This window comes from Shewanella sp. GD04112, from assembly GCF_029835735.1.
Lineage (GTDB): Bacteria > Pseudomonadota > Gammaproteobacteria > Enterobacterales > Shewanellaceae > Shewanella.
Genome location: NZ_JAOEAL010000001.1, coordinates 2,349,722 through 2,368,907 on the forward strand (window position 1 = coordinate 2,349,722; position 19,186 = coordinate 2,368,907).

Annotated in this window: 17 protein-coding genes and 1 pseudogene; 11 read left to right on the top strand and 7 right to left on the bottom strand. The window is 48.9% G+C overall.

What is annotated here, in order from left to right; translation table 11 throughout:
• The first annotated feature begins 123 nt into the window (after positions 1-123).
• Entirely contained in the window at positions 124-1,881 is a 1,758-nt protein-coding gene (locus tag N7386_RS10425; protein ID WP_279768377.1) for an acyl-CoA dehydrogenase family protein, read from the top strand.
• 116 nt (positions 1,882-1,997) lie between these two features.
• Positions 1,998-3,226, top strand: a protein-coding gene (locus N7386_RS10430) for an IS3 family transposase (protein ID WP_279768379.1) whose coding sequence is annotated in 2 segments (ribosomal slippage) — positions 1,998-2,349 and positions 2,349-3,226 — 1,230 coding nt in all. Because the reading frame shifts where the segments join, the coding sequence is not laid out codon by codon here.
• 63 nt (positions 3,227-3,289) lie between these two features.
• Here the strand turns inward: N7386_RS10430 and dacB are convergent.
• A complete protein-coding gene (gene dacB, locus N7386_RS10435) occupies positions 3,290-4,831 on the bottom strand; it encodes a D-alanyl-D-alanine carboxypeptidase/D-alanyl-D-alanine-endopeptidase (RefSeq protein ID WP_089067828.1) in 1,542 nt (513 codons plus the stop codon).
• A gap of 26 nt (positions 4,832-4,857) precedes the next feature.
• Positions 4,858-5,034 (bottom strand): hypothetical protein, encoded by a 177-nt coding sequence (locus tag N7386_RS10440; protein WP_011622703.1) that lies wholly within the window; start codon positions 5,032-5,034, stop codon positions 4,858-4,860.
• 392 nt (positions 5,035-5,426) lie between these two features.
• Here N7386_RS10440 and N7386_RS10445 point away from each other — a divergent pair, with 392 nt between their 5' ends.
• Positions 5,427-5,759 carry a DUF1904 family protein gene (locus tag N7386_RS10445; protein ID WP_011622704.1) on the top strand — a complete coding sequence of 111 codons (333 nt, stop codon included), beginning with the start codon at positions 5,427-5,429 and terminating at the stop codon, positions 5,757-5,759.
• 11 nt (positions 5,760-5,770) lie between these two features.
• Positions 5,771-7,084, top strand: a complete 1,314-nt coding sequence (pssA, locus tag N7386_RS10450; RefSeq protein WP_220055490.1) for a CDP-diacylglycerol--serine O-phosphatidyltransferase — start codon at positions 5,771-5,773, stop codon at positions 7,082-7,084.
• Positions 7,085-7,139: 55 nt separating this feature from the next.
• On the opposite strand, the gene emrD is transcribed toward pssA, so the two are convergent.
• The 3 genes from emrD to N7386_RS10465 all read right to left on the bottom strand — a co-directional run bounded on the left by emrD (position 7,140) and on the right by N7386_RS10465 (position 10,391).
• Positions 7,140-8,384 carry a multidrug efflux MFS transporter EmrD gene (gene emrD, locus N7386_RS10455; protein WP_279768390.1) on the bottom strand — a complete coding sequence of 415 codons (1,245 nt, stop codon included), beginning with the start codon at positions 8,382-8,384 and terminating at the stop codon, positions 7,140-7,142.
• Positions 8,385-8,761: 377 nt separating this feature from the next.
• The gene (ampC, locus tag N7386_RS10460; protein ID WP_279768392.1) at positions 8,762-9,979 is read right to left on the bottom strand and encodes a class C beta-lactamase; all 1,218 of its coding nucleotides are present in this window, start codon (positions 9,977-9,979) and stop codon (positions 8,762-8,764) included.
• Positions 9,980-10,253: 274 nt separating this feature from the next.
• Positions 10,254-10,391: a hypothetical protein gene (locus tag N7386_RS10465; RefSeq protein ID WP_279768394.1), complete on the bottom strand. Its 138-nt coding sequence runs from the start codon at positions 10,389-10,391 to the stop codon at positions 10,254-10,256.
• Here N7386_RS10465 and N7386_RS10470 point away from each other — a divergent pair.
• The 7 genes and pseudogenes from N7386_RS10470 to N7386_RS10500 all read left to right on the top strand — a co-directional run bounded on the left by N7386_RS10470 (position 10,390) and on the right by N7386_RS10500 (position 15,052).
• Positions 10,390-11,154, top strand: coding sequence for a DTW domain-containing protein (locus N7386_RS10470; protein ID WP_279768396.1), 765 nt, complete (start codon positions 10,390-10,392; stop codon positions 11,152-11,154). The genes N7386_RS10465 and N7386_RS10470 overlap by 2 nt on opposite strands.
• 261 nt (positions 11,155-11,415) lie before the next feature.
• A pseudogene (locus N7386_RS10475) lies at positions 11,416-11,835 on the top strand (biotin/lipoyl-binding protein); the annotation flags it as partial.
• Positions 11,836-12,010: 175 nt separating this feature from the next.
• Positions 12,011-12,292 (top strand): IS66 family insertion sequence element accessory protein TnpB, encoded by a 282-nt coding sequence (locus N7386_RS10480; RefSeq protein ID WP_216832056.1) that lies wholly within the window; start codon positions 12,011-12,013, stop codon positions 12,290-12,292.
• Positions 12,292-12,642, top strand: coding sequence for an IS66 family insertion sequence element accessory protein TnpB (gene tnpB / locus N7386_RS10485; protein WP_216832057.1), 351 nt, complete (start codon positions 12,292-12,294; stop codon positions 12,640-12,642). The genes N7386_RS10480 and tnpB overlap by 1 nt, the downstream gene beginning before the upstream one ends.
• Positions 12,643-12,663: 21 nt before the next feature.
• Complete coding sequence (locus N7386_RS10490) at positions 12,664-14,391, top strand: IS66 family transposase (protein WP_216832058.1); 1,728 nt, start codon at positions 12,664-12,666, stop codon at positions 14,389-14,391.
• 18 nt (positions 14,392-14,409) lie between these two features.
• Positions 14,410-14,673: a transposase gene (locus N7386_RS10495; RefSeq protein WP_014610306.1), complete on the top strand. Its 264-nt coding sequence runs from the start codon at positions 14,410-14,412 to the stop codon at positions 14,671-14,673.
• Between the two features lie 64 nt (positions 14,674-14,737).
• On the top strand, positions 14,738-15,052 hold the full coding sequence (locus N7386_RS10500; RefSeq protein WP_086904891.1) for a TraR/DksA family transcriptional regulator: 315 nt from the start codon (positions 14,738-14,740) through the stop codon (positions 15,050-15,052).
• A gap of 37 nt (positions 15,053-15,089) precedes the next feature.
• Here the strand turns inward: N7386_RS10500 and N7386_RS10505 are convergent, their stop codons facing one another.
• Complete coding sequence (locus N7386_RS10505) at positions 15,090-18,128, bottom strand: efflux RND transporter permease subunit (RefSeq protein WP_086904892.1); 3,039 nt, start codon at positions 18,126-18,128, stop codon at positions 15,090-15,092.
• Positions 18,129-18,139: 11 nt separating this feature from the next.
• Positions 18,140-19,186, bottom strand: coding sequence for an efflux RND transporter periplasmic adaptor subunit (locus tag N7386_RS10510; RefSeq protein ID WP_279768409.1), 1,047 nt, complete (start codon positions 19,184-19,186; stop codon positions 18,140-18,142).

A 19,186-nucleotide genomic window follows, 5' to 3' on the forward strand; every position in this document is an offset into this window, starting at 1 on the left:
TATTTCACATTAACGGTTTTACTGGTTCTGAGTTGCAAAGTGAATTTGTAATGAGATTGTTTTCTGTATTGAACTGGTATAAATTAAAACAACTGTTTAAATCCTGCGTTTAAGAGTCTACCCATGAATCCTTACCAAGCTCCGTTAGCGGATATGCGTTTCTTATTGGAACAGGTTTTTGATGCGCCAAATACTTGGGCACAACTCCCTGATATTGCTGAAATGGTCGATATGGATACGGCCGGCGCGATTCTCGAAGAAGCCGCGAAAATCAGTGCTGAATTAATCCATCCGCTTAACCGTGCTGGCGATGAGCAAGGCGTTGTTCATCAGGATAATCGAGTGATTACGCCTGATGGCTATAAAGCCGTTTACGATCAATATTCCCAAGGCGGCTGGGTGGGCCTGTGTGGTGAACCCGAGTTTGGTGGTATGGGCATGCCGAAAATGCTGGGGGTGTTAGTCGATGAAATGGCTTACAGCGCCTGTAATGCATTCACTCTGTATGGTTCACTCACGGCGGGGGCGGCACTGTGTATTAATGCCCACGGCAGTGAAGAGATTAAAGAAACCTATTTGCCGAAACTTTACAGCGGTGAATGGGCAGGTGCCATGGATATGACTGAACCTCAGGCAGGCTCAGATCTACGTAATATCCGTACCCGTGCTATCCCACAGGATGACGGCAGTTATGCCATTAGCGGCAGCAAAATCTTTATCACGGGTGGCGATCATGATTTGACCGAGAATGTCATTCACTTAGTGCTGGCAAAGCTTCCTGAAAGCAAAGGTATTTCACTGTTCCTCGTGCCTAAAACCACGGTTAATGCCGACGGCAGTTTAGGTCAGGCGAATGGCGTGAGCGTGGGTTCCATCGAACATAAAATGGGGCTTAAGGGTTCGGCTACCTGTGTGATGAACTTTGATGAGGCAAAAGGTTACCTGATTGGTGAGCCAAATCGTGGTTTAGTGTGTATGTTCACTATGATGAACTACGAGCGTTTAGCCATCGGTATTCAAGGGCTTGGCAGTGCGCAGGCCGCTTATCAAATGGCCGCCGATTATGCCAAAGAACGCAACCAAGGCGTTGCCGCTGGCGGCTCACCTACGGGCAGCGATTCCGATCCTATTATTGTGCATGGTGATGTGCGTCGCATGCTGTTGACTATCCGTGCGATGACGGAAGCGGGGCGCGCACTCTCAGTATTTACCGGTAAACAACTCGATTTAGCAAAATATGCCGCGGATGAAGTCAAAGCTAAGGCTGCTCGTTATGTGGGCTTGTTAACACCAGTCGCGAAAGCATTTTTAACCGACCGCGGTTTAGATGCCACTATCATGGCGCAGCAAGTGTTTGGTGGTCATGGCTATATTCGTGAAACCGGTATTGAGCAGTTAGTACGTGATACTCGTATTGCGCAGATTTACGAAGGTACTAACGGTATTCAGGCGATCGACTTCCTCGGCCGAAAAGTCACTGGCGATAATCTCGCGACCCTTAAGGAGTTTGTGGCCGAGTTAAAGGCGCAAATGCGTGAATTTACTCAGGTCGATGCGGTGAAAGTTTCCGCCGTTTGTGCCCGTTTGGATGCCTTAGTCAATGTTGCCGAATCCATCAATGAGCAAAAGCTGACTCAACCAGCGCTCATTAACGCCAGTGCGGTCGACTTTTTAGATGCCTTCGGCTTCACTCTCTATGGGTTTTATTGGTTAGCCATGTTGGATAAAGCGGTGGGTGCTGAAGATAAACAGTTTGCCGAGCAAAAATCCTACCTCGCTAAATTCTATTTCGACAAATTGCTGCCTAAGGCTGACTATCATTTAGCACAAGTGCGCGCGGGAGATACCAGCACAATGGCGATGCCAGCAGAGCTGTTCTAACCAGCTTAATCGCGTTAAACGTTCGCATTAACCTAATAAAAAAGCACTGATATTCAGTGCTTTTTGTTTTAATTGTGTCCCGTCCTGAAATACGTTGACATAAAGAGGATTTCTTTATGACAACATTAATTAACTCAAGCCGTAAGCGCACACAACGAGATTACACCTTAGCCTTTAAATTAGGCGTTGTAGAGCGTGTTGAAAAAGGCGAAATGACGTACAAACAAGCCCAAGCCCATTTTGGTATTCAAGGCCGTTCAACGGTACTCGTCTGGCTTAGAAAACATGGTAGACTTGATTGGTCGAAACCTTTTCAGCATCCCCTTATGACTAAGTCAAAAGAAACCCCTGCCGAAACGATCAAGCGCCTTGAACGTGAGTTAGCAGAAGAGAAACTGCGTAACCAAATCCTCAATGGCATGGTTGATATCATGGACAATGAATATGGAGCAGGCCTCAGAAAAAAGTACTTATCCGGTACGTCTGGCAAGCAAAAGGCAACGGAGAAATAAACCTCGCTGCCGCATGTCGTGCTGCGGGTATGTCGAGGCAAGGTATTTATCAGGCAGTTGCTCGAATGGAAAGTCGTAGAGCTGAGCTATCGGTTATCAAAGACTGGGTCCAGTACTGGCGTAAATATATGCCAAGGTTAGGGGCCCGTAAGCTCTACACGTTGATAAAATCCAAGCTGGTTGAGCACGATATTAAACTCGGGCGAGATGGGTTCTTTACCTATTTGAGAAGTGAAGGTTTACTGGTTAAACCGAAGAAAAGCTACACAAAAACCACGTTCAGCAAACACTGGATGAAGAAGCATCCTAATCTGCTGAAAGAGGAGGGACTGCACGATGCAGGGCATGTACTGGTCAGCGATATCACCTATCTTGAGTCAGACCAAGGTGTGCACTACCTGTCACTGGTCACCGATGCCAGTTCTCGTAAAATAGTCGGTCATCACGTGAGTAAAGACATGAAAGCCGAGAGTGTGGTGAAAGCGTTAAAAATGGCCATCAAAGATAAGCGCTATATCGGCAACGCGGTGCATCACTCAGACAGAGGCTTACAGTACTGCTCAGCCGTTTATCAGAATGCGCTTCAGGCGAGCCAAATCCAGCCGTCAATGACGGATGGTTATGATTGCTACCAAAATGCATTAGCAGAAAGAGTAAATGGCATACTGAAGCAGGAGTTTTTACTGCACCGATGTAGGACATTTGCGGAGCTGAAGATACTTGTTAGAGAATCGATAGCAATATACAACAATATGAGACCGCATCTGAGTTTGAATATGGACTCCCCTAATCAGGTGCACAATAGAAAAGACCAGCTACTGGAGCTGGCCTAAAAACTGTCAACCTATCTTAGGACGAGACATTGCTTTGTATATGACTCTACACCTTACCGGATATTAATCACTTAACTTAACGGTGCTTAGCTCTGTGGTCGTTGTTTGGCTGGTCTGAGTTTGAGTTTCGACAGCACTCAACAACCGAGTTAAAAAGTCGGCGCTAAAGGCGGGTTTACGTTGCTTTTTGGTTTCAGGACTAATGCCATTCTCGAGCACCACAAAGAGAATATCCCGCTGCTGCGCTAAACGCATAAAGCCAGCTAAATTGGCGACGCCCTGCATCGAGCCTGTCTTGGCAAACACTAGATGTTTTAAGGGCGGTTTAGTATATCCCAAGCGATATTGCAGTGTGCCGCTGACACCAGCCTCGGGCAAACTGTCAATGAGGCTGTGAAAGCGTGCATCTTGGTAAATGAGCGCCAGTACATCGGCTAATTGTTTTGCGCTCAACAGGTTATAGCGAGAAAGTCCTGAACCATCGACAATATTGGCGTTGGTTAAATCAATCCCAAGCTCTGTCAGTATATGGCGCATCGCCGCAGCACCATGGGTAAAGCTGCCTTGGGCTTTGTAATAATTTTTCCCCACGCGCTTAAACAAACTATCGGCGATGAGGTTATCCGACTTCAACAGCATGGTTTTTAACAGCTCAGGCAAGGGCGCGCTGCTATGGCTGGCGATCAGTTTCGCCTTAGAAGGGATGGTGTTGCCTATTTTCACTTTACCCGAAAGTGATATTTCACCTTTGAGCGTCGCTGTTAGGGTGTCCATGGCAAATTTTTCGGGATCGCTAATGGCAATCGCCAGTGGTATCGCTTCACTGCCGGGGTAGCAGCCCCGTAGATGATATTGGTTCTGGCCAAGGCGTACTAAATCGAGCTGGCAAAAATCATGGCCTGCCTTGGGGGAGAATATGGCGTCGCTACTGACTTTTACTCCAAAACTGGATGCCCTTAATTTGACCTCAGAAGCATGCTTGGCTGAGCTTGGCGCAAACTGTCCATAAACGCAGTTTTGATTGATGATGTAACTCGACACTGGCGCTGCAAAGCAAATCCCGAGATCATCCCACACCCAACCAGGTGCTTGTAATTGCTCTTGTTTATCCCCGATAAGATAGAGATGTCCCTCAATGCTTGTTATGCCTTGCTTTTGTAGATGGGCAAACAAGGCTTTGAGATCGTCCTGAGTCAGCGTTGGATCGCCGCTAAAACGCAGATAAACACTGCCCGCAATATGACCTTTGCGAATGGGCGCATCACTCCACAGCTCAGTGACAAAGCGAAAGTCTGGGCCAAGGTTGGCCATAGCGGTCACGGCGGTCAGCACTTTTTGTGTGCTGGCGGGGATAAATAAGGTATCGGCTTGCTGGCTGTATAACAGTGTGTTGGTACTTAAATCTCGGGCCAGCAAAGCGACTTGCGAATGACGCGGGGCAATGTCGGCGATTTGCTTGGCAAATGTCGACTCATCCAGCGGATGTATTGCTGCAATCACTTGAGTTGGCAGCAGAATACTTAACATGCTGCCTACGAGGAACCCATTAAGCTTGGGGCGAGTAAATGATGCCTGTAACTGATCCTTGTTTATCGAGTGCGTCATAGGTGTCCTGAATGTCCTTTTTACCATTAGCGGTCATTGCTGCCATCGTCTTTTTCCATTAGACGATACAGCCTTAGGGTGACAAATAAAACCAATCCGATAAAAAGCGGCAAAATGAGCAAGCCGAGCTGCGCTTTAAAATGAAATATGCCCCAAGCTAAGGCTAAGGTGAGGGCGAGGGTCAGTAGGATTTTTTTGTTCATGGTGTTAGGCAATAGGGACTTAAGATGTTTTAGTTTACGCTAAAACAACGACCACAGGCACGCTTGCCTGCGGCAGAAGCCCTGTTTTGTGACTCACACACCATTTTGCTTATGGTCTGCCTAGCGTCGATTAGCCATCATGGACAAAAGGTTTAAAGGAAAAACTGAAAAAGCATTTAGTTAGCCGTGAATGCAGGCATAGAAGCCTGCCGTTTGTGGGCTAAATTGCTGCATTTTAGTCCTGCTGGTGTGGAATGCGTCGTTTCAGGTCAAATTACCAGCAAAATAGGCGCTATCCCGCGTGCTTTTCGCCGAAAAGTCTTGCCGAGTTGCAGTGAAGTCGGTAATTTCTACCCCTTACGATTTTAGGATCTCAGGTAACCACTAAAACCATGCCTCATATTAGTATGCGCGGCTTGCCACAGGCAGTTGTTGCAGAGCTTAGCCAAACATTACTGCAGTCTTTGGCGGCTATATGTAAAGGTAATGCAGAGAGTTTTACATTAGATTGGATCCCAAGCATCAGCTACCGTAATGGCAGAATTGATCAACGCTTTGTCCAAATCGAATTGCTTTGGTTTCCGGTCGACCCTGATATCCATCTTAAAGTAGAACAAACGATCAGGCTGGCAGTGACAGAAGCCTATCCAGAATTAACCCAAATTGCTGTGATGTTTTTGTCACTGACCCCAAGCGCTTCCTATCGGGGTGGTCAGCATGTTTAAAGGAGGATGCCTTGCTAGATAAGCTTGGTGGAATAGCCGTTCAACCCGAGGCTTTAACGTGGTTGCTTACGCCATGCCGATTTAAGGCAGAATTGCTTAGCCGTATCGAAAATGCCAAGGACAGCATTTATATCGCCGCACTCTATCTTGAAGACGATGAGGCTGGGCGCGAAATTTTACAGGCCTTGATGACGGCTAAGGCGAATAACCCCGCGTTAGATATCAAGATTTTGGTCGATTTTCACCGTGCTAGACGTGGCTTGATTGGTCACAAGGGCGACAGCGGTAACTATCTGATGTACCGCAAGGTCATGGCCGAGGCAGAGCATCCTATCGACATTATGGGCGTGCCGGTCAAATCCCGTGAGTTTATGGGCGTGCTGCACCTTAAGGGCTTTGTGATTGATGATGCGGTGATTTACAGCGGTGCCAGCCTGAATAACATTTATCTGCAGCAAAACGATAAATACCGTTTTGACCGTTACCATGTAATTGAGTCGGCCGAGTTAGCGCGCAGTATGCGCACTATGATCCAGCGCTACATTATTGCCGATCCTGCCGTTGCCTCGCTCACTCAAGATGCGCAGCAAGAAGTCTTGCCACCCAAAACCGATGTGCGCAGCTTTAAACTCAGGTTATCACAGGCACAGTACGAGTTTAACGCGACCCGCAGTGGCAACCGTGTCACCCCTTTACTGGGATTAGGCCGCAAACATAACCTGCTGAATAAAGCCGTGATTGCCATGGTGGAAGAGTCAAAAGATAGACTGTTTATTTGCACGCCTTATTTTAATCCTCCCTATATTCTGGTGCGTGCCTTGGCTAAGCACCTCCGCAAAGGCAAACGAATCGACATAGTGGTAGGGGATAAAACGGCGAATGACTTTTACATTCCGCCCGAGCAGGATTTCTCTACCATAGGGGCATTGCCGTATCTGTATGAGCAATCGCTGCGTAAATTTGCTAAGCGTCAGCAATGGGCAATCGATAATGGTCAGCTTAATATTCATCTGTGGAAACATGGCATCAATAGCTATCACCTCAAGGGGATCAGCGCCGATGGTCGTAAGCATTTGATCACGGGCTCAAACTTAAACCCAAGAGCATGGGCGCTGGATTTAGAGAATGGTTTACTCATACACGATGAAAGCGGCAGCTGGAAGGCACAATTTGAGGCCGAGCAAAGCCATATCCTCGAACACACGCAAAGACTTTATCATTACAGCCAAGTGGATACCTTACAGAGCTATCCCGCGCCGGTGAAGAAGATTATGACTCGCATTAGAAGGCTAAAGGCAGACTTCCTGCTCAGACGCATTCTCTAATCGAAGCAATAAAAAAGCCCACCAATGTGGGCTTTTTTATTGGGTGTTTTGCCAACTATGGATTTTGCGGCAACAGGGTGTGATGGGTATCGTTTTGATCCCTTGCATAATGCAAGGCAACAATCACTAACAGCACCATCAGCGCGCTCAGCAAACCAATACTTAACTGGCCGCCCATTGGCACGAGCGACATGGTTAAGGCGGCAAGCCCCGCACCGAAGTTTTGTAGGCCACCGAGTAGGGCGCCCGCAATGCCAGCCTGGCGTGGGAACGGCTCTAGCGCCGCCGAGGTTAATGTCGGAAATAACATGCCAGCGCCACTGAAGAACAGAATCGAGCCTATCAATAAACTCCAGCCCACGACCAGTTGAAATATACCTGGGATCAACATAAACAAGGCGCCTGCGCCCAAGAGTGCAACCCCTTGCAACACCGTACGCTGTGCCTGTTTTTGTCTACCCGCAATCAGGGCACCGAGTAAGTATCCAGGGATGGGCGCGACAAAATAACAGCTCACCATAAACGGCGAGAGCTGCAAATATTGGCCATAGAGTACGCCTGCAATGGCTTCGAAGGCGGCAATGCCAGCAAATGTCGCGATAAGCGAAAGCAAATAGGCCCTAAAACTGCGGTGGCGCAGAACATGGCGATAGGAAGCCAAAATGGGTTGTTGCTCTCGCTTATCCTTGGGTAAGGATTCCTTAAAGCCAAAGCAGAGCAGTAGCCAAACCAAGGCGCCGAATCCAAACAGCACCCAGTATACGGCTTGCCACCCCCAGTAAGCGGAGGCAAAGCTGCCTAAGAAGGGCGCGACCAAGGGCAAGAACACCACGGCCATGGACACATAACTGTTAAATCTAACTAAGTTATCGCCGAAGTAATGATCCCTTGGAATACTGCGGCACAGGGCGCCAGCACTCGCGGTACCTAGCCCCTGTAGCAGGCTTGCGAAAATCAATTGGCTAAAACTTGTAGCCTCTGCCGCCATCAACGCGCCAAGGATAAAAATCCCAATGCCAATGAGCAGCGGCATTTTACGCCCAACGCGGTCGGATAACGGGCCATAGATAAATTGACATAAGCCGTAGGCGAGCAGATAGCAGGCCATAACCGCCTGCAATTTACTGGCATCCACAGTTAAGCCTTGGGCGATAAGGGGGAGTGCGGGGACAAAAATAGTTTGTGCCATTTGCCCACAGGCCACCATAAATACCAGCATAAAGAGTAACTGAGTTGCGCAGCCTGCGGCGGGTGTCGGCGCTTTTTGTGAGATTAAAGACGGTGTGTCGTCTGACATCATAATTCCATTAAAAAGCAGAGTTGAACGATGGCGCGCATCTTACGCCCAAAACATTTCAGTTCAAGTGGCAATCATATTGATTTACTGAAATATTTTTTAATCTTATTCATAAGTTTTTCTATCGAATTATCATTGTCAAACTAAGCTTACACTTGGTGAGTAACTTGTTAATTGGGTATTGATTTTGATAAATGGCGGCAGCTTAGATTAATCAACACAAGTTATTTATTAACAAGATTTTTTATATGATCCGATGCGGATAAAAGAGTTATCGTTCAGATTAGTACAGAGATAGAGACGTAAAGCAGTATGCGAGTTAACAATTAAAAAGATGGAAAGCAGAATCTGCCTTCCATCGAATGAGGGTTGCTAAGGGATCATTTCGCTGGCAGTGCTGTTAAGCCCGTTAATATCTGGTAGCCAACAGTCACCCGAGGCGGAACGGGATAATTTTTATTGCTTAGTAACACCATGCCAAGTTTCTTCGCGGGAATATAAGCCACATAGGCGGCAAAACCGCCGGTTGAACCTGTCTTATTTATCCATAAATCAGGCTGTGGTGCTTGCGGCGGCTCGATTGCTTTCACTGGCACACTGCCAAACACCACTTCTTGGGTATGTCCCGTAAGCAGCTTATCGAGGGCTATAGGATAGGGATAATGCTCCCAAATCATCTCTTGGGTCATCATGCCGACATCAAAGTAGCCAACGTGAGTTGCATCGATAGCCTGTTGCAATGCGGGAGAAAGAGGATGTTGCTGCATATTGGTTTCAACAAAACGCAGCAAATCCACGGCCGAGGTTTTTATCCCGTAAGCCTCGTCGGCTAACACACCGGGATTCAGGCGTACAGGCTGATCTTGCTTGTTATATCCTTGGGCGTAATCGGCCAGCTTGTTGCTTGGCACTTGAAGATAGCTGTGAGTCATACCCAGTTGTGGAAATAGGGTTTGCTCCATTGCGTTTGGAAAGCTTTGCCCTAACTGTTTAGCTGCAATTAGGCCGAGTAATCCAATGCTGGGGTTGGCATAATTTCGGTGTGTTCCCGCGGCATAGGCGGGTTGCCATTCTTTAAAATAACGCATCAATTCTGCATTGTTGGTCACTTTATCAGGCACTTGCATGGGCAAATCGCCCGCGGTATGGGTCGCGAGATTGATAAGATTTATCTGGTCAAAGGCACTGCCCCTTAATTCGGGCAGGTATTGGCTTACTTTATCAGTCAAAGTGAGTTTACCTTCGACTTGAGCATAGTTTGCGAGTGTCGCGGTAAAGGTTTTACTGATAGAACCAATCTCGAACAGGGTATTCACGCTGACATCTTGCCCAGTGGTTTTTGAGCTAACACCATAGGGGAAGAAATACTGTTGACCATTCATACTGATCCCAACAATAGCCCCAGGGATCCCATATTCCTTCATTAAGGGATTGATCGCGGAATCGACAAGGGATTGCATGGCTTTTGTTTGAACCTGTGGTGCAGCATTGGCCACTAATGGCGCCGCCGTAATCAGGACTAAACCTAAAAGGGGGAATGGGTTCGATAAGCGTAAAAACCTCGCTGTTTTTACGGCTGGCTGAAGAGACTCTGGCATACAATTCCTTTCGCGATGATGGCATGATTGAACGGCACGGATTAACAATCTGCGCCGTTTGAAACTCGATAATGATGAAAGGTTTAGCACGATTTAGGCTCGACTCGCCATTTAATTTCGCTTGGGTGACAGGATTAACGGCAATATTTTAGTAAAGGGTGAACAAGAGGTTGATGCCCATATCAAAATGCTGAGTTTTTGATCTGATTTAATGGTTTTTTTGTTTTGTAGGGTCGTGAAATACACAAAGGAAAATTTAAGGGAAATGCCACTTTTACACTAGGCTAATTGCGCCTTTCATGGCCAAAGGATACACTGCGCCACCGCACGTAAGTACACGCATAAATGGCGTATACTGAGTCGCGCCTTTAAAAACAAGTTTGACCGAAATAGACTGAGAATTGGCTGCCATGGCTCTAGCTCCCCACGCTGTACATCGCTTATATGAATACCGTAAATCCATATCGACTAAGCCCTTTGGCGCCCGCGGTAAAAAACTGATCCGCTGTCATTTATGCTTATTAGGTGAGCAATTTTGTACCTGTTCACTGCGTAAACAGTTGACCACTCATGCTAGTTTTCTGCTGCTGATGTATAACGATGAGGTCTTAAAGCCCACCAACAGCGGTCGCTTAATTGCCGATCTTATCCCTGATACCTATGCCTTTCTCTGGTCGCGCACCGAACCCGCCCCTGAGTTGTTGGCGCTATTGGCTTCAAGCGACTATCAACCCTTTTTAGTCTTTCCGGCGCAATATGCCGACCAAGGGCAAACCGTATTGACTGAGGTGCCCATGGCCAGTCTTGCCGAGGGTAAACGACCTTTGCTGATTATGCTCGATGGCAGTTGGCGTGAAGCGATTAAGATGTTTCGCAAGAGTATCTATCTGCAGGGTTTGCCTATGCTATCTTTTGACCCAGATACCTTAGCCACCTATGCCTTACGTAAGGGCAGTCATGACTTTCAACTAGGTACGGCAGAAGTTGCCTCACTGGCGTTGGCGGCAATGGGCGAGGAGGCCAATGGAAAGGCACTAACGGCTTGGTTCGATCTGTTTGTTGAGTCCTCATTGCTCGGGCGCAATCGCCGCTGCCGCGAGGAAATTCTACCCATCAGCGATTTTACCGACGCCTTCGAAGCGGCTTACTGCGCCGCAACGCCAACCAGTGTTTAACGCTAGTTAGTTTTTAATCCCCCAAGAGTACACTGACACTTTTGGGGAGTGATTTTACTTGCCTCATCCGCTGTAAATCCTCGCTTTCGCATTCCCATCACAAATCATTGAACTTATTGATTTTAAAATTTCAATTTTATGCTGTTTGCCTTACACTGAATTTGCATTGGTCACAGGATGTTACCTAGAACCGACTAAAATTGTTAAAACCACTTTGCCCATGCGAGTGGTTCCACTGTCTTTAGAGTGCGGGATTCGCATATGCCTCAACCATCTGTTACAGCTCGTTTTTTTGTTCCACGCTTAGGCTCATTTCCCCTTTATCTGAGTGGTCTTTTGCTCTGTCTCTCTGTGAGTGGCTGCCAAGATCCTGAAATTAAAATCTCCCCCAAAATGGTGGTGGTGGAAAAAGTCACCACGGCAACCGTGCCGCTCTATGGCAATTATATTGGCGTGACCCAAGCTTCCTTAGATGTGGAAGTTCGGGCGCGGGTCGATGGCTTTGTGGAGGAGAAGCGTTTTGTAGAAGGTAGTGCAGTCAAAGCGGGTGAACTGCTGTATCAGATTGATAATAAACCCTATGTGGCGGTGGTGAATCGTTTAAAGGCCAAACTTTCGTCACAGCAGGCTATTCTCGATAAGGCCGAGCGGGATGTGAAACGCTTAAAGCCGCTGTATGAGCTAACACCTATCACTTAAGGTGTTTAGAGCGAACAGGGTAGCGAGTTTTATTGATACGAACGGTCCTTGCTTTGGGCCGTTTTCTTTTTTGGGGCGTAAGCGTCCATTTTAGGACGTCCTATTCCCACTTAAGATCGCGCGATAAGCTGTGCACTCATCATAACAGGAGAGTGATATGGCAAAGCGAGCTTACCGCAATGCTGCACAGTGGCAGCAATTAATCGACTTATGGCACACATCAGAGCTGAGCATCACTGAATTTTGTCAAACCCATCAACTCAGTACCATGTCATTTTATAAATGGCGGCAACGCTTGGCTGAGCAAACTGAACAAGCGCCTGTGCACCAGGATACACCGTTTATCGATTTATCCGCGCTTGCACATCACGGTAACACCCGCTGGCATATCGTCTTGTCACTGGGTAATGGCGTTGAACTCACGCTTAACCAGCAATAATGTTTATCCCTGCTGCCAACCAAAAAATCTGGCTGTGCACCACACCCGTGGATATGCGTAAATCCTTTAACGGTTTAAGTGCCCTGGTGCGCAATAAACTTTGCCATAATCCACAAAGCGGCCAGTACTTTGTGTTTATCAATGCCCGCAAAACCCAGATGAAGGTGTTGTACTTCGAAAGCTCAGGCTATTGTGTCTGGGCTAAGCGCCTCGAGCAAGGCCAGTTTCCGGTGAAACCGCATCCGAGTGGGATCCAATCGCTCACCGGTTGCACCCTGCAAATGATCGTTGACGGAATTACCGTACTTCGCCAGAAACAAGCGAAGCGCTATGGGCAGTCAAGCGCTTGATAAGCCTGTATAATTGGCATCATGAAAATCAAGCCTTCATCCTCATCAAACGTGGCAACTGATGCCGATACACGGGTTAATTTAACCAGTGAAATCGCGCGCCTGCAAGCTTTGGTTGAAGCGCTACAGCAAAAAGACACCTTAGCGCAAGCCCATGCTGAATTGGCACAAAAGCATGCTGCCTTATCACAAAAACACAGTGTACTTGAGCAAAACTGGGATGAGCTGCAAGCGCAGTATGCCAAAATGACACAGTCCTTCGCGGGCATTAAGCAGCGCTTAGCCTGGTTTGAGAAGCAGTTGTTTGGTCAGAAGTCAGAAAAGCGCGCCTTGGAATTGGGTATGCAGTTAAGCTTACTGGGCGATATGGTGCCAGCACTGGCCCAACCCGAAGGTGAAACCGAATATACCACCTACACCCGCAGAAAAGGCAAACAGCGCCCGGATGATTGCGTTAATGACAGTGGTTTGCGATTTAACGATAACGTACCGGTGAAAGTGATTACGCTGATACCAGACGAGTTAAAAGGGGAAGATGCCGACCAGTATGAAGTGATTGGCGTAAAAAGCACCTTCCGCTTAGCACAGCGCCCAGAGAGCTTCGACGTGCTGCGTTATGACCGGCAAATCGTTAAACACAAAGGCAGCGACACTATCCTGCCAAGCGCAGCGCCGTTTAATGTGCTGGATAAAAGCGTGGCGGATGTGAGTTTTATCGTCGGCATGTTGGTGGATAAATTCCAATACCACTTGCCGCTGTATCGCCAACACCAGCGCTTAGCCGCAGCGGGCATTACTTTAAGCCGCAGCACACTGGGCACCATCGTGGCACGCGGTATTGATTTACTCTATCCGATTGTGGATGCGATGCTGACCAGCATCTTACAAAGCCAGGTGCTGGCAATGGACGAGACGCCGATTAAAGCAGGCAAAGCGGGCCCGGGCAAAATGAAGCAAAGTTACTTCTGGCCGGTGTATGGTGATAAGGATGAAATTGTTTTTACCTTCTCCACCAGCCGCGGGCGGCAACATATAGAAGAGATATTAAAACATCGCTTTAAAGGGACTTTATTAAGCGATGGCTACAGCGCCTATGCCAGTTATATCAAAGCGAATGAGGGCTTAACCCATGCCCAGTGCTGGGTGCACAGTCGCCGGCAATTTATTGCAGCCGAAAACAGCTGGCCACAACCGGCCAAAGAAGCGATAAGCCTAATCGCCAAGCTGTATGAGATAGAAGAGACTATCCAACGCCAAAAACTGACCGATGATAAAAAGCGCCAATACCGGCTTACCCACAGCAAACCGGTGGTTGACCGCTTCTTTACGTGGTGTGATGACACCTTGCATAACCTGACGCTGCTGCCAAAAGACCCCCTCTACAAAGCGATTGGCTATGTACAAAGCAAAGAAATGGCACTGCGTGTCTTCTTAGAAGACCCCGATGTGCCGCTGGATACAAACCATCTGGAGCGGGCGCTTCGGCCCATACCCATGGGGAGAAAAAATTGGTTGTTCTGTTGGACAGAAATCGGTGCAGAGCATGTTGGCGTTATCCAAAGCCTGATAGTCACTTGTCGATTGCATGATATCAATGTAAACGATTATCTGACCGATGTACTGCTACGTATCAGCCAACACCCTGCCAGCCTGGTACATGAACTGACGCCACGGTATTGGAAAACCCAGTTCGCCGATAATCCACTGCGTTCAGACCTCTTTGCTTTACCCGCCACTTCGGTAGAATAGCCTCCAGACGGAGGCGATATGCGCATAGAAGACCTAACCTTAGACGAATTACATGACCTGAACGAGCTAATCTGCAAGCGGATAGACTACTTACGTTTGCAAAACGACATCAATGTTCTAAGCCAGCTACGTTTAGGCCAAAAAGTCCACTTCAAGGCCAAAGAAGGCCAAGTGTTCGGCGTGGTTATCAAAATCAACAAGAAATCAGTGATGGTGGTCAGCGATGATAACCGCCAGTGGAAAATCCCACCAGGTCTGGTGCAGATCATGAAAGACATCTAGCCAGGATGCTTGGCCGAAATCTATAAGGCGTCAATACGTCCTAAAATGGACGCTTACGCCGCAAATGCCATTTCAGGAATTTAAAAGTCGCCTGCTAGCCCGAAAATTAGAATTGGAGCGCCAGGTCGCTGCCATTGAGCGCGACTTTGCGCAAGGTCGCAGTGCTGACTTTGCCGAACAGGCAACCGAACGCGAGAATGATGAAGTATTAAGCGCTATCGAACAAAAAGATCGGCAAGAGCTGGCACAAATCAACAGAGCGCTTGGCCGAATGGAACTCGGCACTTACGATAAATGTGCCCAGTGTGGCGAGGCCATTAAATTGGCACGTCTTACCACTATCCCCTTTACTGAGCTTTGTATTCGCTGCGCCAAGTAGCCACCGGGCCGGCAAAACCGGCCCTGTTTTAACCAGCTCAGGCGGGTTTTATCCGAAACAGCATGGCATACAGTACCGGCACCGCGACCAGGGTTAATACCGAGGCAAAGGCTAGGCCGGCCATTATCGTTACTGCCATACTATTGAAAAACGCATCCCAAATCAGCGGCAACATCCCCAGAATCGTGGTCAAGGCTGCCAGTAATACCGGCCGGATCCGGCTGACACTGGCCTGCACTATCGCCTGAACCTTATCGCTGTTTTGCTGAATTTGCAGATCAATTTCGTCTACCAGTACGATGGCGTTCTTCATCAGCATGCCTGACAAACTGAGGAAGCCGAGTAAGGCCGTAAAGCCAAAAGGCAATCCGGTGGCCAGTAAACCGGCGGTCACGCCACAGATAGACATCGGCACTATTAACCAAATCACCAGCGGCTGCTTCAGCGCACCAAACAGTAAAATACTGATCACCAGCATCACGATAAAACTTAAGGGTAATTGCGCGGCCAGCGATTGCTGGGCTTCTGCGGAGTTTTCATATTCACCGCCCCAACTCAGTTGATAACCAGCGGGTAATGGCAGCGCCTCAATTTTCGGGCGAACCAATTTTAGGGCCTGATCGGCCGTGTAACCCCAGGCCGGTTCAGCTTCAACGGTAAGGGTTCTTAACCGGTCGCGGCGCTGAATTATCGTTTCTTCAGTTTGGGTTTGCAGCCCATTAATCACCTGCGTAATCGGAATATAGGTATTATCGTTAGCACTCCAAATCATCCGATCCTGCAGCCGGTCAATATCAAACCGCTCGGGTGCTGGCGGCCGCACCACGATGGGAATTTGCTTATCATGTTCGCGGTAGACACCACTGCGCAACCCGGTGCTGGCAAACTCCAGTGTTTGCGCCAAATCAGTGCGGTTAATGCCGGCAACCCGCGCCCGCTCTTGGTTAAAGTCCGGTACGATCACCAGCTCCCGTTGCCGCCAGTTATGCCGTAAATCGGTGATAGCCGGCTCTTGACGCATTAATTCAGTAATTTGCTGGCCGAGCTGCCGTAAGATGCGCTCATCCGGGCCAGATACCCTGGCTTGCAGCTTAGCGCCACTGCCCGGCCCAAACATCAGTTGCTGGGTGTAGATCTCAGCCTGCGGTAAGCGCGGCGGCAGTTCAGTGCGCAGCCGCTGCATCAGCGGTGGGATCTGGTCACGGTGTGCGGTACGGATAATCAATTGGCCATAGGCGGCATTCGGCTGCTCCGGTGCGTAAGTCAACATAAAGCGACTGGCACCCGAGCCAACGAAACTACTGACTGATTCGACTTCGGGTTGCGCCATTACAAAGGCTTCAATTTCTGCCAGATCACGCGAGGTAGCGCGAATATCTGAGCCCTGGGGCAAGAAGTAATTCAAGTAGAAAATTGGCGTGTTCGACGCCGGGAAAAATGCCTGCTTTACTTGCCCGAAACCGATAACACTAATTAGCGTTAGCAGCGCCAAACCGCCCAGAGTTAGCGCACGTTGGCGCAAGGCAAAGCGCAATACCCTGACATAACGCTGATAAAAACCGGCAGCATAGGGATCGGCAGCGGCACTATTGGCATCGACTTTAAACAAATAATGCGCCAGCAAAGGGGTGACACTAATCGCCAGCACCCAACTTAACAGCAATGAAATCGCGATGACGGCAAACAGCGAAAACAAGAACTCACCGGTACTATTCGGCGACAGGCCAATACCAGCAAAGGCCATAATGCCAATCACGGTCGCGCCTAACAGCGGGATCTGGGTACGACTGGCCGCTTCATCCGCCGCCTGCCGTGAACTCTGGCCACGCTGCATATTAATCAGCATGGTTTCTGCGACCACGATGGCGTTATCAACCAACATGCCCATGGCAATAATCAGCGCGCCAAGCGAAATCCGCTCCATCTCGATATTGGCCAGTTTCATAAAGAATACGGTACCCAAGACGGTAAGTAACAAAGTACCGCCAACGACTAAACCAACCCGCCACCCCATGGTCAGACACAGCACCGCAATAACAATGACCACGGACAAGATCAGGTTAACAATAAAGTCGTTAATGGCGTTATCCACCACGACATGTTGCTGATAGATCGGATGCAGGGTTACGCCAAGCGGGATACGCTCTGCCAGTTTCGCCAGATGCTGATCAACCGCTTTACCTACATCGACAATATTGGCATCGGTCAGACCGGAAATCGCCAGCGTAAAGGCCGGTTTGCCATTAAAGCGAATGATTTGCGATGGCACTTCAACTTCATCCCGGCGCACTGTTGCAACATCAAAAATGCTTAGTTGCTCGGTTGAGCCCGGTTTTCCAATCCGTAAATTTTCAATTGCCTCAATTGAATCCAGGCCGGGTTTGCTGTTCAGGCGAATCCTTTTGTCACCCACCTGCACCGAGCCGGCTTGTGCTACTGCATTTTCGGTTTGCAGAGTATTGACCACTAACTGCAAAGGCAGACCGATCCCGAGCAAACGCTCATGCGAAATTTCTACGCTGATTTGCTCTTCCGGTTCGCCGGCGGTCTGGACTTTTGCCACCCCAGGCACCGTCAGCATCTCACGGCGTAAAAAAGTAGCCAGCTCGCGTACTTCGCGATCGGAAAAACCGTCAGTTGTCACGGCATAAAAAATACCAAATACATCACCGAAATCATCATTGACGATCGGCTTCATTACGCCGGTGGGCAGGCGAATACTGGCATCATTAACCTTACGCCTGAGCTCATCCCAAATCTGTGGCATCTGACTGCCGTCATACTTATCCTGAATTTGCACCCGGATTTCCGATTTACCCGGCATCGACTTGGAGGTAATACGCTTTAATTGTGATAATTGCTGAATAGCGGATTCCAGCAATTCCGTCACTTCCTCTTCCACTTCCAATGCCGTTGCGCCCGGATAATAGGTGACAATAATCGCCTCTTTCAGGGTAAAGGCCGGATCTTCTAAGCGGCCAATACTGACCAATGCCCAAAGTCCGCCCAAAAAGCACAGCATAATAAACAGCCAGGTATTAACCTGCTTTTCAATTGCATAACTGGCAATCCGCATCAGAAGGCTCCTTAGTAGGCCACAAAGGGCTGCACCTGCTGCCCGGGCTGTAACTGATAAATCCCGGCAGAAACCACCTGCTCGCCCCGGTTCAGGCCACTGAGCACTTCAATCTGTTGCTCACGCACCGTGCCAACCTGTACGGCAATGCGCTGCACAGTTTGGGTTTCGGGCTGATAGCGCCAGACATAAAATTGTTCCGGTGTGGTGGTATCCAGCGCGGATACCGGAATCAACACGGCGCTGTCGGTTGCTACCCGCTCAGTCACCACATTAACCGTCATACCTGGTAATAAATTAACTTCCGGTAAACGCGGCATCGCAAAAGACACCTGATAGGTTTGGGTTAACGGGTCGACTTCGGTAGCATGTTCCCGGTATGCCAGCGGATAACGCTCGGTTGCCGCCTCGGATAACCGCACTGAAACCAGATAGTCACTGGTATCCCTGACCTGGCGCATAATCTGTTCCGGCACGTTAATATGTACACGCAATTCGGAAATATTTTGCACTCGTAACAATGGCGTACCGGCAGCAACAGTGGCAAAACGTTCTACCAGCCGGCGGGTAACCAGCGCATCAAAGGGCGCTTTAAGTTGGGTGTAGTCCAGATTACGGCGGGCATTTTCCAACGCAACCCGGGCAATTTCAAAATTGGTTTGCAGCTGATCAAAGGCAGACGGGGTTAAAACTCCCTGTTCACGCAACGGCTTGCCACGTTCCAGATCTCGACTGGCCTGCGCCAGCTGCACTTCCGCCTGGTCCACGGCTAATTGGTAGTCTGCGGGATCTAAAGCGGCCAGCAGTTCTCCGGCAGGCACGACCTGCCCCTGCTGCACCGGTAATTCAGTGACCCGGCCGCCAACCTGAAAGGCTAAATCAACAGTACTCACCGCATCTATACGGCCGACAAAATGCCGGCTATTGGCCTGCTCTTCGCCATTCACGGTATAGAGCTTCACTGTCGGTACCGCCACTGCGGCCGGTGGCGGTGCTTCTGAGCAGGCGCTTAAACCAATCACGAAACTCAAAACCCAGCAGGGTGATTTAAATGCCAT